13 protein-coding genes are annotated in these 14,022 nt (G+C 70.2%); 6 read left to right on the forward strand and 7 right to left on the reverse strand.

Translation table 11 applies throughout. The features are described 5' to 3' along the window. A partial coding sequence (locus AC27VN_RS16200) for an outer membrane protein assembly factor BamB family protein (RefSeq protein ID WP_490877187.1) occupies positions 1-750 on the forward strand: 750 nt, incomplete at its 5' end. Between the two features lie 4 nt (positions 751-754). Here AC27VN_RS16200 and AC27VN_RS16205 read toward each other — a convergent pair. The 4 genes from AC27VN_RS16205 to AC27VN_RS16220 form a co-directional block, all read right to left on the reverse strand. Next, positions 755-1,750, reverse strand: a complete 996-nt coding sequence (locus AC27VN_RS16205) for a Bug family tripartite tricarboxylate transporter substrate binding protein (RefSeq protein WP_490877188.1) — start codon at positions 1,748-1,750, stop codon at positions 755-757. Positions 1,751-1,793: 43 nt separating this feature from the next. Beyond that, positions 1,794-2,666 carry an isocitrate lyase/PEP mutase family protein gene (locus tag AC27VN_RS16210; RefSeq protein ID WP_490877189.1) on the reverse strand — a complete coding sequence of 291 codons (873 nt, stop codon included), beginning with the start codon at positions 2,664-2,666 and terminating at the stop codon, positions 1,794-1,796. A gap of 81 nt (positions 2,667-2,747) precedes the next feature. Beyond that, positions 2,748-3,263: a LeuD/DmdB family oxidoreductase small subunit gene (locus AC27VN_RS16215; protein ID WP_490877190.1), complete on the reverse strand. Its 516-nt coding sequence runs from the start codon at positions 3,261-3,263 to the stop codon at positions 2,748-2,750. Continuing rightward, the gene (locus AC27VN_RS16220; protein ID WP_490877191.1) at positions 3,260-4,531 is read right to left on the reverse strand and encodes a 3-isopropylmalate dehydratase large subunit; all 1,272 of its coding nucleotides are present in this window, start codon (positions 4,529-4,531) and stop codon (positions 3,260-3,262) included. The genes AC27VN_RS16215 and AC27VN_RS16220 overlap by 4 nt, the downstream gene beginning before the upstream one ends. A 123-nt stretch (positions 4,532-4,654) precedes the next feature. Between AC27VN_RS16220 and AC27VN_RS16225 the strand changes: the two genes are divergently transcribed. Continuing rightward, positions 4,655-5,506 (forward strand): IclR family transcriptional regulator, encoded by an 852-nt coding sequence (locus tag AC27VN_RS16225; protein WP_490877192.1) that lies wholly within the window; start codon positions 4,655-4,657, stop codon positions 5,504-5,506. A 10-nt stretch (positions 5,507-5,516) separates the two neighbouring features. Here AC27VN_RS16225 and AC27VN_RS16230 read toward each other — a convergent pair whose 3' ends face one another. Then, positions 5,517-6,779, reverse strand: coding sequence for a helix-turn-helix domain-containing protein (locus tag AC27VN_RS16230; protein ID WP_490877193.1), 1,263 nt, complete (start codon positions 6,777-6,779; stop codon positions 5,517-5,519). A gap of 134 nt (positions 6,780-6,913) precedes the next feature. On the opposite strand from AC27VN_RS16230, the gene AC27VN_RS16235 reads away from it, so the two are divergent. Further along, positions 6,914-9,043 carry a PQQ-dependent dehydrogenase, methanol/ethanol family gene (locus AC27VN_RS16235; protein WP_490877194.1) on the forward strand — a complete coding sequence of 710 codons (2,130 nt, stop codon included), beginning with the start codon at positions 6,914-6,916 and terminating at the stop codon, positions 9,041-9,043. Positions 9,044-9,134: 91 nt separating this feature from the next. On the opposite strand, the gene AC27VN_RS16240 is transcribed toward AC27VN_RS16235, so the two are convergent. Then, complete coding sequence (locus tag AC27VN_RS16240; protein ID WP_093344113.1) at positions 9,135-10,112, reverse strand: tripartite tricarboxylate transporter substrate-binding protein; 978 nt, start codon at positions 10,110-10,112, stop codon at positions 9,135-9,137. A gap of 263 nt (positions 10,113-10,375) precedes the next feature. Here AC27VN_RS16240 and AC27VN_RS16245 point away from each other — a divergent pair, with 263 nt between their 5' ends. The 3 genes from AC27VN_RS16245 (at position 10,376) to AC27VN_RS16255 (ending at position 13,846) form a co-directional block, all read left to right on the forward strand. Further along, on the forward strand, positions 10,376-11,557 hold the full coding sequence (locus tag AC27VN_RS16245; RefSeq protein WP_093344114.1) for a M48 family metalloprotease: 1,182 nt from the start codon (positions 10,376-10,378) through the stop codon (positions 11,555-11,557). Between the two features lie 118 nt (positions 11,558-11,675). After that, entirely contained in the window at positions 11,676-13,142 is a 1,467-nt protein-coding gene (locus tag AC27VN_RS16250) for an NAD-dependent succinate-semialdehyde dehydrogenase (protein WP_490877195.1), read from the forward strand. 125 nt (positions 13,143-13,267) lie between these two features. Further along, positions 13,268-13,846, forward strand: a complete 579-nt coding sequence (locus AC27VN_RS16255) for a type 1 glutamine amidotransferase domain-containing protein (protein ID WP_490877196.1) — start codon at positions 13,268-13,270, stop codon at positions 13,844-13,846. A 9-nt stretch (positions 13,847-13,855) separates the two neighbouring features. Here the strand turns inward: AC27VN_RS16255 and AC27VN_RS16260 are convergent, their stop codons facing one another. Further along, a complete protein-coding gene (locus tag AC27VN_RS16260; protein WP_490877197.1) occupies positions 13,856-14,005 on the reverse strand; it encodes a citrate/2-methylcitrate synthase in 150 nt (49 codons plus the stop codon). Between the last annotated feature and the right edge of the window lie 17 nt (positions 14,006-14,022).

Genomic DNA, 14,022 nt, shown 5'->3' on the forward strand with positions numbered 1-14,022 from the left:
CTGCGGCCGGCCGACATGTGGGGCGCCACCGTGTTCGACCAGCTGGCCTGCCGCATCGCCTTCCATCGGCTGCGCTACGAGGGCCGCTTCACGCCGCCGTCGACGCAGGGTTCGCTGATCTATCCGGGCAACTTCGGCGTCTTCAACTGGGGCGGCGTGGCGGTCGATCCGCAGCGCCAGATCGCGTTCGCCACGCCGGCCTCGCTGGCCTTCGTCTCCACGCTGGTCCCGCGCACCGACGACAGCACGCTCTACGTGCAGGGCGGCAAGCCGCCCGAGGGTAGCCTGCCGGCGCTCAACGAGAACTTCGGCGCGCCCTTCGCGGTGAAGCTCAAGCCCTTCACCTCGGCGCTCGGCCTGCCGTGCCAGGCGCCGCCCTGGGGCCACGTGGCCGCCGCCGACCTGCGCAGCGGCCAGATCCTGTGGAAGCACAAGAACGGCACCGTGCGCGACAGCTCGCCGCTGCCGCTGCCCTTCGCGATGGGCGTGCCCAGCCTCGGCGGTCCGATCCTCACGGGCGGCGGCGTGGCCTTCCTCTCGGGCACGCTCGACTACTACCTGCGCGCCTACGACGTGAACAGCGGCCGCGAGATCTGGCGCAGCCGCCTGCCCGCGGGCGGCCAGGCCACGCCGATGACCTACGAGGGCGCGGACGGCCGCCAGTACGTGGTGGTGGCCGCGGGCGGCCATGGCTCGCTGGGCACGCGCACCGGCGACCACGTGATCGCTTACGCGCTGCCCAAGCGCTAGGAACTCAATCGAGTTGCAGGCCCGCGTCCTGCGCCGCCTTCGGCAGGATCGCGAGCTCGCGCTTGAGCACCTCGGCGAAGGCCTCGGGCGTGTTGCCGGTCGCGGGCGCCACGCCGCCGAGGTCGTTGAGCCGCTTGCGGAAGGCCGGCTCGGCCGTGATCTTGGCGATCTTCTCGCCGAGCAGCTTGACCACCGCGGGCGGCGTCTTCGCGGGCGCGACCACGCCGAACCAGACGTCGAAGTCCACGCCGCCGGGCACTCCCTGCTCGGTCAGGGTCGGCACCTCGGGCCACAGCTCGGAGCGGCCGTTGCGCAGCTGGCCGATGGCCTTGAGCTTGCCCGACTGGATGAAGCTGCGCACGTCGCCCGTGCCCAGCAGGCCCCAGCTCACCTCGTTGGCCATCAGCGCCTGCACCAGCGGCGCGCCGCCCTTGTAGGGCACGTGCGTGAAGTTGCCGTCGGCGTTGGCGTTGAAGGCTTCCGACGCCAGGTGCGAGAGCCCGCCCGCGCCGGCCGAGCCGTAGGGCATGCCGCCCTTGCCGGCCTTCTTGCCCGCGGCCAGCAGTTCCTGCACGTTCTTGTACGGCGACTTCTCGGGCACCACGAGCAAGAGCGGCGCCAGCGACACGCGCGCGACCGGCACGAAGTCCGACGCCTGGAAGCCCGCCTTCTTGTAGATGACCGGGTTGATCGACAGCATGCCCGTGAGCGTCACCGCCAGCGTGTAGCCGTCGGGCGGGCTCTGCACCACGTTGACCATGGCGATGTTGCCGCCCGCGCCGGGCCGGTTGTCGACCAGCACGGTCTGGCCCAGCTCCTCCTGCAGGCGCGGGCCCAGCATGCGCGCGGCCACGTCGGTGGCGCCGCCCGGCGGGTAGGGAACGACCAGCCGGATCGGCTTGGTCGGATAGGCCGCGTCCTGCGCCAGGGCGGCGCCGCCGAGGCCCAGGGCCAGGGATCCCGCCGTGAGGGCACGGCCGATGAGGGTGAGGGTACGCACGTGTGCTCCTGATTCTTCTGGTGGGAAAACGGGTGGTGCCGGCTCAGCGGACCTCGTAGTGCGCCTGCCGCTCCTCGAGCGCATGCCAGCCGATGATGTGCTTGAAGTCGGCCATCGAGGTCTGCGCGAAGGGCAGGTCGGCGAAATCGCCCGAGCGGCGGCGCGAGAGCTCGCGCAGGTTGGCCTGCACCGTGTGCACGGTGGTCAGCAGGCCCGCGATCGGATAGCTCGCGAAGGCCGCCACGCTCTCGATCTGTTCGCGCGTCAGCGCCGTCATCCAGGTGCCGGCCATCAGCATCAGCGACAGCCGGCGGCCGCAGGCCTCGCGCAGCTGCACCAGTTGTTCGTGGCGCTCGAAGGTGCGCGAGATCGGCTGGATCAGGTCGGCGCCGGCCTCGGCATAGCGCGCGGCGCGCTCGAGCGCCTCGCCCGGGTCCTGGGCATCGGTGCGCGCGACGATCAGCAGGTCGGGGTCGAGGCGCGCATCGAGCGCCGCCTTGATGCGCGCCACCGCGTCGTCGATGGACACCAACGTGGAGGGCGCCGCCGCGGCCGGGCAGCGCTTGGGGCTGACCTGGTCCTCGAGCTGCAGCGCCGCGGCGCCGGCCTTCTCGAACTCGCGCACGGCCCGACCCACGTTGAGCACGCTGCCGTAGCCCGTGTCGGCGTCGACGAAGATCGGCTTGCGCACCACGTTCGCCATGCGGTTCACGGTGGCGACGTTCTCGCTCAGCGTGTAGAGCTCCATGTCGGGCTGGCCCAGCAGCGCGGCCGAGACGCCGAAGCCGGTGCTGAAGATGCCGTCGAACTCGGACTGGTCGACCAGCAGGGCCGACAGCGCGTCCTGCGCGCCGCCGAACCAGAGCGTCGGGCCGTGGGTGATGCGCTGGCGCAGCGCCTGGCGGGATGAAGTCATCGTGTGTCTCCAGAAAAAGGGCGTGGCGACCCGACATGGGCGCTGCGCCATGAACTCACTGCAAGGGAAAAGAAGAAGGGCTCAGTTCGCGGGAACCACGCGGCGCTTCAGGTAGGGGATGAGTCCGCCCGCGTCGAGCATGCCGCGCTCGGATTCGGAGAAGGGCTGCAGCATCAAGGTCTGACCCGAGCGCAGGTTCCTCACTTCGTTCGTGTCCCAGTCCACCGTCAGTTCGTCGCCGCGCGCCGTGGCCGCGCGGATGCCCGGGCAGCTCACGAGCGGAAAGCCCATGCTGGTCTCGCCGCGGAAGAAGCCCGGCGAGAAGGATTCGGCGATCACCGCGGCGATGCCCAGGTGCCGCATGGCGCGCATGGCCGGATAGTGCGGATGGCCGTAGCCGAAGTTGTGGCCGCCGACCAGCAGGTCGCCCTTGTGCACGCCGGCCGCGAAGCCGGGTGTGTAGTCGGCCATGGCCAGCGCGGCCAGTTCCTTCACGTCGGTGATCTTGATGTTGCGCACGCCGACGATCAGGTCGATGTCGTAGTCGTCTTCCTCGAAGACCCAGGCCGCGCGGCCGCGCAGGTTCTCGAGGCTCATGCGGAAACTCCCTCGCGCGCCGCCGCCAGGTAGGGCCGCGGGTCGGCGATGCGGCCCTCGAGCGCCGAGGCCGCGACCACCGCCGCGTTGCAGATGTAGATCTCCGAATCCACGCTGCCCATGCGCCCGGGCGTGTTGAGCGTGCCGGTGGACACGGCGCGCTGGCCGTCGCTCATGGTCGCGATGCGGCCGAAGCAGTAGTCGCAGCTCGGCGAGCTGATGAAGGCGCCGGCCTCGACCAGCACCTCGATCAGTCCCTCGCGCGCGGCCGCCGCCATGATGGCCTTGGAGGTCGGCACCACGTGCAACTGGAAGCCCGGCTGGATGCGGCGCCCGCGCAGCACCTCGGCCGCGATGCGCAGGTCCTCGAGCCGGCCGCTGGCGCACGAGCCCAGGTAGCCGGTGTGCACCTCGATGCCGGTGTAGTCCTTGAGGTCGCGCGTGTTGGCGGGGCTCGGCGGAATCACGACGATGGGCTCGAGCGCCGAGACGTCGATCGTCACCACGCTTTCGTACGTCGCATCGGCATCGGGGTAGACCGGGTCGAGCGCGATCTTCGAGCGGCCCTGCACATAGGCCAGCGTCTTCGCATCGGGTGCGATCAGCATCGTGGTCGCGCCCAGGAACATGGCCTGGCCGCAGAGGGTCTGGCGGCCCTCGATGCTCATGGCGTCGATCACCGGGCCGCAGAGCTCCACCACCTTGAAGCGGCAGGAGGCCGGGCCCATCACGCGCACCATGTGGTGGAACACGTCGCGCGCCATCACGCCGGGCTGCAGCGTGCCCGTGAGCTCGACCTTCACGGTCGCGGGCACGGTCAGGGTCAGCGTCTCGGTCACGAAGGACTCGAGCACGCCCTTGCGTGCGCCGAAGGCGAAGGTGCCGAAGGCGCCGAGCTGGCTCACGTGGCCGTCGAAGTGCACGGCGAAGGCGCCCGGCGTGGCATAGCCGAGCTCGGCCGCGACCTGGTGGCCGATGCCCTCGCGCTCGTGCACCGGCACGCCCTGTTCCTTGCCCCAGGCGCGGGTGATCTTGTGCAGCTCCTCTTCCTTCGGTGCGGTGGCCGGCACCATGTGGTCGATGAACAGCACGAAGCGCTCGGGGCTCGACACCTTCTCGATGCCGAAGTCCTCGCGCGTCTCCTTGAAGAACACGTCGGTGTAGCCCGGGAAGTCGTAGGCGATCACGAAATCGGGCCGCGCCGTGATCTCCTCGCCGGGCACCACGCGTGGCCTGCCGGCGGCGCGGGCCAGGATCTTCTCGGTCATCGTCTGGGGCATCTTGTTCGGCTTTCGACTTCCACGATGTGGCAGTCCTTGTATTTCGATCCACCGATTACAGTCGAGCCAACTTCCTCCCCATTGGGGAGCAACCCGAATTACTGCCGCATCGTGGAAACTAAACGCCGAACCACCGCCGCCAAGACCGATTCGCCACCGACCGCCGCCGGCGCGCGCTCGGGCACGCAGAGCATCGAGCGCGTGGTGGGCATGCTGCGCGTGGTGGCCTCGCGCGGGCGGCGCGGCATGCGCATCGCCGACGTCGTGAACTTGAGCGGCCTGCCGATGTCGACCTGCTTTCGCATGCTGCAGCGGCTCGAGGTCGAGGGCCTGCTGGTGCGCGACCTGCTCACGCGCAAGTACCACCTGGGGCCGCTGCTGCACGAGCTCGGCATGCTGGCCCAGCCGCGCTACCACCTGAGCGAACTCTGCGAGCCGGCGCTGCGCACCATCGCCGAACTCACGCAGGACACGGTCTACCTCAGCGAGCGGCGCGGCCCCGAATCGATCTGCACCAGCCGCGCGCTCGGTGCCTATCCGATCAAGGCGCTGACGCTCGATGTCGGCATCCGCCGGCCGATGGGCGTGGGCGCGGGCGGCCTCGCGATCCTCAGCGCGCTGCCCGAGGCCGAAGCCGAACTGATCGTGGCCTCCAACGAGGCGCGCTATGCGAAGTTCGGCGCCGCCTTCGCGCCGGGCTTCCTGCGCGAGGCGATCGCGCAGACGCGTGCGCAGGGCCACTCGTTCCTCGACAGCGCGGCCACGCCGGGCGCGGCCGCCATCGGCGTCGCCTTTCCGCCCGACAACCCGATCGCGGCCGTGAGCGTGGCCGCGATCTCCAGCCGCATGGGACCGGCGCGCCGCGCCGAGGTGGCGAAGATCATCGAGCAGCAGGTGCGCGCGATCTGCGTGCTGCTCGAGTCGCAGCCGGTGGAGGCGGGCTCGGGCCGCGAGGGCGAGTGAGGAGAACGAGCTAGGCGTCGCCCGGCTCGTCGCTCCCCCGTTCCCAACTGCGCAGCCGCCGGTACAGCGTGCCGCGCGACACGCGCAGCTGCCGCGCCGCCTGCGACACGTTGCCGCCGTGCGCGGCCAGCGTCTCCTCGATCAGCTTGCGGCTGTGCTCGCGCAGCGTGCCCGCCTGCGGCATGGCCGGCGCATCGGCGGACTGCAACGCTGTTGCGTCCTCCTGCTGCATCTGCTGCACCGGCTCCTGCGCCGGCGCCGGCACCTCGACACGCTGCGGCAGCGCCACCGCATGCCGGAAGTCGATGCCGTTCGCGCCCTGCAGCTGCGCCTGCACCCACACGCCGAGCCCGCTGGCCAGCCGCAGCGGCTGCGCCGATTCGCGCCGGCCCAGCCGCAGCAGGCTCGCGAGGTCGTGGCCCAGCAGGCATTCGACGCCGCGCTCGTCGGCATGCTCGGGCAGGTGGCCGATCAGGCGCGCGCCCGCGCCGTTGAGCCAGGCGATGGTGCCGTCGGCCGCGATGCCGGCCAGCCCCTCGAGCGGCGTGCCCAGCAGCGTGGGGCTGGCCTGGAAGCGCAGGATCAGGTGCTCGCGCGATTGCGCCTGCAGCAGGCGGTTCTCGATCGTGGTCGCATAGACCGCCACCATCGAGGCCGCGTCGAAGCCGAAGCGCTGCGCCTCCACCGTGAGGTCGAGCACGCCCGCGAGCCGGCCGTCGACGTCGCGGATCGGCGCCGCGGCGCACTGCATCTCGCGCAGCACGTCGAAGTAGTGCTCGGCGCCATCGACCGTGCAGGCCAGCCCGGTGCTCGCGACGATGCCGGGCGCGGTGGTGCCCACCACGCGCTCGGAGATGTTCACGCCCACGCGCGCGGTCTTGCGCAGCACCGGCTGGTGCGCGGGCGCGGGCTCGTGCGTGACGTGCACCACCACGCCGTCGCGGTCGGTGAGGATCACGCGGCAGTCGGTGCCCGCGAGCGAGTGCTCCATGCTCGCGAGCTCCTGGCGCGCCACCTCGAGCAGCTCGCGGTTGCGCGCCAGCGTGGCATGCAGCCGGCTCGGCGTCACGGGATCGAAGGGCACGATGCGCTGGCGGTCGCTGTGGGTGCGGCTGCAGCGCATCCACGACTGCAGCACCGCCTCGCCGACGAGGCCCGAGGGTCGCACGCCTTCCTCGAAGAACTGCTGCCGCGCGAGCGCCACGCGCTGCGCCGGCGTGGTGGCGAAGAGTTGGCGCGGCGCGTTCGCCGTGCCCAGCCTGTCGAGGGTCATGTGCCATCGCCTCCGTGGGGGACCGGGGACCAGCATCGAATGTGTTCCGCAATGGAACAGCACCGGATCGGGGAAATCCCGAAGGTGAACGCATGCGCCGCTCGGACGATTCTCTGGGCACAAGGAGACCCACGATGACGAGAAGAAGGAATTCCTCCGGGCTGCCGGCGCTGGCCGCCGCATGTCTGTTCGCGGTCGCATCGATCGCCGCGGCGCAGGGCAGCGGGCCCTCGCCGCAGGACCGTGCCGCCGCGGCCGCGCAGCGTGTCAATGGCAGCTTCATCCGCGCCAACGCGGCGCAGAAGCAGACGCCCGACTGGCCCAGCATCGGCCTGGACTACGCCGAGACGCGCTTCAGCAAGCTCGACCAGGTGAACGCGGGCAACGTGAAGCAGCTCGGCCTGGTCTGGTCCTACGACCTGCAGTCCACGCGCGGCGTCGAGGCCACGCCGCTGGTGGTCGACGGCATCATGTACGTCACGGCCTCGTGGAGCGTGGTGCATGCGATCGACACGCGTACCGGCCAGAAGCTGTGGACCTTCGATCCCGAGGTCGATAAGTCCAAAGGCTTCAGGGGCTGCTGCGACGTGGTGAACCGAGGCGTTGCGTTGTACGAGGGCAAGGTCTACGTGGGCGCCTACGACGGCCGCCTGATCGCGCTCGATGCCGCCAGCGGCCGCAAGCTCTGGGAGAAGAACACCATCGAGGGCCAGAAGGGCAGCTACACCATCACCGGCGCGCCGCGCGTGTTCAAGGGCAAGGTGATCATCGGCAACGGCGGCGCCGAGTACGGCGTGCGCGGCTACATCACGGCCTACGACGCGGCCAGCGGCGAACAGAAGTGGCGCTGGTTCACCGTGCCCGGCGATCCCGCCAAGCCCTTCGAGAACGAGGCCATGGCGCGCGCCGCCAAGACCTGGGACCCCGACGGCAAGTACTGGGAGGCCGGCGGCGGCGGCACCGTGTGGGACTCGATGGCCTTCGATCCCGAGCTCAACCTGATGTACATCGGCACCGGCAACGGCTCGCCCTGGGCCCACAAGGCGCGCAGCCCCAAGGGCGGCGACAACCTCTACCTGGGCTCGGTGGTCGCGCTCAATCCCGACACCGGCAAGTACGTCTGGCACTACCAGGAGACGCCCGGCGACAACTGGGACTACACCTCCACGCAGCCGATGATCCTGGCCAACATCAAGGTCGACGGCAAGCAGCGCAAGGTGGTGCTGCATGCGCCGAAGAACGGCTTCTTCTTCGTCATCGACCGCACCAACGGCAAGTTCATCTCGGCGAAGAACTTCGTCGAGGTCAACTGGGCCACCGGCTTCGACAAGAACGGCCGCCCGATCGAGATCGCCGCCGCGCGCCAGAACGAGAAGCCCGGCGACAGCATCCCGGGCCCCTTCGGCGCGCACAACTGGCACCCGATGTCCTTCAATCCGCAGACCGGCCTGGCCTACCTGCCCGCGCAGCACGTGCCGCTGAACCTGATGGACGACAAGGACTGGAAGTTCGACCAGAACGCACCGGGCCGCCCGCATGCCGCGCTGGGCTGGAACACCGGCAAGTTCGCCAACGTCGAGCCGCCCACCAGCAAGCCCTTCGGCCGCCTCGTGGCCTGGGATCCGGTCAAGCAGAAGGAGGCCTGGGGCGTGGACTACGCCTCGCCGTGGAACGGCGGCACCCTGACCACCGCGGGCAACCTGGTGTTCCAGGGCACGGCCGACGGCCGGCTCGTGGCCTACGACGCGCGCAACGGCGACAAGCTCTGGGAGACGCCCACCGGCACCGGCGTGGTCGCCGCGCCCGCCACCTACATGGTCGACGGCAAGCAGTACGTGTCGGTGGCCGTGGGCTGGGGCGGCGTCTACGGCCTCGCACAGCGCGCCACCGAGCGCCAGGGCCCGGGCACCGTCTACACCTTCGCGGTCGGCGGCACGGCCAAGATGCCGGACTTCGTGCAGTACCGCATGAGCAAGCTGGTGCAGGGCGTGAAGTACGACCCCGCCAAGGTCCAGGCCGGCACCATGCTCTACGTCAGCAACTGCGTCTTCTGCCACGGCGTGCCGGGCGTGGACCGCGGCGGCAACATCCCGAACCTCGGCTACCTCGATTCCGCCTACATCGAGAACCTCGACAAGTTCGTGCTCAAGGGCCCGGCGATGGCGCGCGGCATGCCCGACTTCACGGGCAAGCTCTCGGCCGACGACATCGAGAGCATCAAGGCCTTCATCCAGGGCACGGCCGACGCGATCCGCCCGAAGTGAACCGGCCGGGCCGCGCTCGGCGGCCCATGAAAAAAGCCGCCGGGCCCGCGAGGGCCGGCGGCTTCGTCGTTGATGCGAGCGACGCGATCGATCAGTCGGCGTACACGCCCGCGGCCTTGATGATCGGGCTCCACTTGGCGATCTCGGCCTGCACGAACTTCTTGTGGCCATCGGGCTCGATGCGGCCGTCGACCGCCACCACGGCGCCCAGCGCTTCTTCCTTCTTCAGGAAGTCCGGGTCCTTGAGCGCGACCTTCAGCGCGTCGTTGAGCTTCTTCAGCACCGGTGCCGGCGTGCCCTTGGGCGCGTACAGGCCGTGCCAGATCGTGACCTGGAAGTCCTTCAGGCCCGACTCCTGCAGCGTGGGCAGGTCCTTGAGCAGCGGCACCGTCAGGCGCTTGGGCGTGGTCACGGCATAGGCCTTGACCTTCTTGCCCTCGATCTGCGGCGAGGTGTTGGTGGTCTGGTCGCACAGCAGGTCGATCTGGCCGCCGATCAGGTCGGTGATGGCCGGCGCCGTTCCCTTGTAGGGCACGGGCGTCATCTCGGTCTTCATCGCGCTCTGGTAGAGCAGGCCGCACAGGTGCGAGGCCGAGCCCACGCCCGCGTTGCCGAGGTTGATCTTGCCCTTGTTGGCGCCGATCCAGTCGGTCAGTTCCTTGTAGTTGTTGGCCGGCAGGCTGGGCTTGGCGATCAGCGTCATCGGCACGTCGTTGATGATGCCCAGGTACTCGAAGTCGCTCTCGACCTTGAACGGCACGTTGCGCACCAGCGTCGGGATGGTCGACATCGCGATGTGATTGAGCAGCAGCGTGTAGCCGTCGGGTGCCGCGCGCGCCACCTTGGCCGCGCCGATCGAGCTGCCGGCGCCGGGCACGTTGTCGATCACCACGCTGGCGCCGCCCAGCGGCTTGCGCAGCGCCTCGGCCAGGTCGCGCGCGACGCGGTCGGTGGGGCCGCCGGCGGCGAAGGGCACCACGATGCTGATGGGCTTGCCGCTCGGGTAGTCCTGGGCGTGGGCGCCGATGGCAACAGCGGCGATCGCCGTCAGGGCTAGCAGTTTTTTCATGGAGAGGACCCCCGGAAGAGGAAAAAGGAATGAAGGGAAATTGAAAGCGGGCGCGATCTTAAAGGCTGACCATGCCCTGACGAATCCCCACAAGCCCTAGTCCACACGGCGATGCGGGCAGAGGCTCCTGCGGAAGGAGGGGCGCCATCGTTGCGCCGCGCTGCTCGGGCATGATGTTTCCCTGGGAGACGCGCCATGGGGGGCGCGCAGACCGCAACGACGGTGCGGCCCGCCGGGCCGCGACAAAAGAAGGGAAAACACACATGGATCCTCTGGTCTATCCGCGCGAGCGCACGCTCGGCGCGATCACGCTCGTGCTCGGCCTGCTGGTCTGGCTGGCCCTGCTGGTGGGCACCTTCGGCATCCTGCTGCTCTACCTGCTGATGGGCTTCATCGGCTACTGCTTCGCGCACTCGGCGCTGATCGCCTGGATCAAGGGCACCGGCGTGAAGCTCTCGCCGACCCAGTTGCCCGAACTCAACGCGCGCTTCGAGGCCTGCTGCGCCCGGCTCGGCATCGCCACGCCGCCCGAGGCCTACCTGCTGCACGGCGACGGCATGTTCAACGCCTTCGCCACCCGCTTCCTCGGGCGCGACTTCGTGATCCTGCTGTCGGACGTGGTCGACGCGATGGAGCCGCAACCCGACGGCATCAACTTCTACATCGGCCACGAGCTCGGCCACATCCGGCGCAAGCACCTCACGGGCCACTTCTGGCGTGCGCCGGTGCTGTGGCTGCCGCTGCTGGGCGCGGCCTATGCGCGCGCCAAGGAATACACCTGCGACCTGCACGGCGCCGCCTGCTGCGAACAGCTCGATTCCGCGCCGCGCGCGCTGCTCGCGCTGGCCGCCGGCGCGCACCAGTGGCGCAACGTCGACATGAACGCCTATGCCGCGCAGTCGCGCGCCAATGCCGGCTTCTGGGGCTCGTTCCACGAAGTGGTCGGCGGCTACCCCTGGCTCACCAAGCGCGTGGCGCGTGCCATCGACCCGGCCGCGCGACTGCCCGAGCGCAATCCCGCGGCCTACCTGCTGGGCCTGTTCGTGCCCTACGCAGGCCGCGCCGGCGGCGGCGCGCTCGGCATCCTGGTGACGGTGGCCGTGATCGGCATCCTGGCCGCGGTGGCGCTGCCCGCCTACCAGGACTACCAGTCGCGCGCGGTGGTCGCGCAGGCCTGGGCCAACGGTGCGCCGGTGCGCCTCGCGCTCGCCGAGTACTACCGCGAGAAGGAGGAGATCCCCGAGAGCCTCGAGGCCGCGGGACTGCCCGAGACCCTGCCCGACGGCACCGCGCTGCGGCTCGACAGCGACACCATGGTGGTCGAGGTGCAGACCGCGCGCGGCACGCTGTTGATGGAGCCCGCGCCCTCCGGCAACGGCCTGCGCTGGACCTGCGGCGCGGGCGAGGGCCTGGCCGAGAAGGCGCTGCCCGCGAGCTGCAAGTAGGCGTCGCCAAACCCGAGCCGCACGCGCGGATTTGGCGCGCGCGGCTTGCGGCCCGGGCCCGGGCGTGGTCCCCTCGTCGTTTCCCTTTTCAGCAACGACGACCCGGAGACCCTGCCCGATGCCCGCCCTTCGACTCAAAGACCCGACCCTGCTGCGCCAGCAGGCCTATGTTGCCGGCGCCTGGATCGATGCCGACGACGGCACCACCGTCGCCGTGACCAACCCCGCCAACGGCGAGACCATCGGCACCGTGCCGATGTGCGGCACGGCCGAGACCGAGCGCGCCATCGCGGCCGCCGAGAAGGCGCAGAAGGGCTGGGCCCGGCTGCCCGCCAAGGAGCGCTCGGGGATCCTGCGCAAGCTCAACGACCTGATGCTGGCCAACGTCGACGACCTCGCGCTGATCATGACCACCGAGCAGGGCAAGCCGCTGGCCGAGAGCCGCGGCGAGATCGCCTACGCCGCCTCGTTCATCGAGTGGTTCGCCGAGGAGGCGCGCCGCGTCTACGGCGACACCATTCCCGCGCCGCAGGCCGACCGCCGCATCCTCGCGCTCAAGCAGCCCGTGGGCGTGACGGCCGCGATCACGCCCTGGAACTTCCCGGCCGCCATGCTCACGCGCAAGGCCGGCCCGGCGCTGGCCGCGGGCTGCGCGATGGTGGTCAAGCCCGCCACGCAGACGCCGTACTCGGCGCTGGCCTTCGCCGAACTGGCCGCGCGCGCGGGCGTGCCCCCAGGCCTGCTGTCGGTGCTCACCGGCTCGGCCAGCAAGATCGGCGGCGAGATGACGCGCAGCCCGATCGTGCGCAAGCTCACCTTCACCGGCTCCACCGAGGTCGGCCGCACGCTGATGAAGCAGTCGGCCGACACCATCAAGAAGCTCTCGCTCGAGCTCGGTGGTAACGCGCCCTTCATCGTGTTCGACGATGCCGACATCGACGCGGCCGTCGAGGGCGCGATGGTCTCGAAGTACCGCAACACCGGCCAGACCTGCGTCTGCGCCAACCGCCTCTACGTGCAGCGCGGCGTGCTCGAGGCCTTCACGCAGAAGCTGGTGGCCAAGGTCAAGGCGCTCAAGGTCGGCGACGGCACCGAGGCCGGCGTCAACCAGGGCCCGCTGATCGATGCCAAGGCGGTCGAGAAGATCGAGGAGCACGTGGCCGATGCCGTGGCCAAGGGCGGCCAGGTGCTGGCCGGCGGCAAGCGCCATGCGCTGGGCGGCCTGTTCTACGAGCCCACCGTGATCGGCGGCGCCAGCGCCGACATGCTGTTCGCGCGCGAGGAGACCTTCGGCCCGCTGGCGCCGATTTTCGCCTTCGACACCGAGGAGCAGGCCGTCGCCGCGGCCAACGACACCGAGTTCGGCCTCGCCGCGTACTTCTACAGCCGCGACATCGGCCGCATCATGCGCGTGGCCGAGTCGCTGGAGTCGGGCATCGTGGGCGTCAACACCGGCCTGGTGTCGACCGCCGAGGCGCCGTTCGGCGGCGTCAAGCAGTCGGGGCTGGGGCGCGAGGGTTCGAAGTACGGGCTCGACGATTTCCTCGAGGTCAAGTACGTCTGTCTCGCGGGCCTCGACAAGTAAGCGGAGGTTGCCGGCCGTCGAACTGTCCGACAACGGCGGCCGGCGCCGGCCGATGCGGCAGGCGTGGCACGGGCCTAGGGTGAAGTTTCATTGCCTCGAGAAACCCACCCAAGGAGTGATTCACCATGCCCACCATCACCACCTCTTCACTGGACGGAATGACGGTCGCGATCCTCGTCTCGGACGGCTTCGAGCAGGTCGAGATGACCGAGCCGCGCAAGGCGCTGGAGGTCGCGGGCGCGAAGACGCAGGTCGTCTCGCCGCTCGACGGCAGCGTGCGCGGCTGGAAGCACCACGACCCGGCCGACACCTTCGAGGTCGACGTGCCGCTCAAGACCGCGAACCCCGACGACTTCGATGCGCTGCTGCTGCCCGGCGGCGTCGTCAATCCGGATGCCCTGCGCATCGACGAGAAGGCGGTCGCGTTCGTGCGCGCCTTCGTCGAGGCCGGCAAGCCGATCGCGGCGATCTGCCACGGACCCTGGACCCTGATCGATGCCGGCGGCGTGAAGGACCGGCGCATGACCTCGTGGCCCTCGTTGCGCGCCGACCTGCGCAACGCGGGCGCGCGCTGGAGCGACCAGGAGGTCGTGGTCGACCATGAGCTCGTGACCAGCCGCAAGCCCGACGACCTGCCGGCCTTCAACCGCGAGATGGTGCGCTTGTTCGAGCTGGCGCACGAGGCGGCGCTGCAGCACCACTGAGTCCGCGCTTCAGTCCTGCGCGACGGCCGGCCCCGTGTAGCGCGCCCGCGGCCGTATCAGGTGGCCCGTGGCCGCCTGCTCGAGCACGTGCGCGGTCCAGCCCACGCTCCGCGCGAGCGCGAACAGCACCAGCGGCGCATCGGCCGGCAGCTTGTGCACGGCCGCGAGCGCGGCCA

The sequence above is a fragment of the Variovorax sp. 20P10.2.4 genome (genome assembly GCF_058244205.1).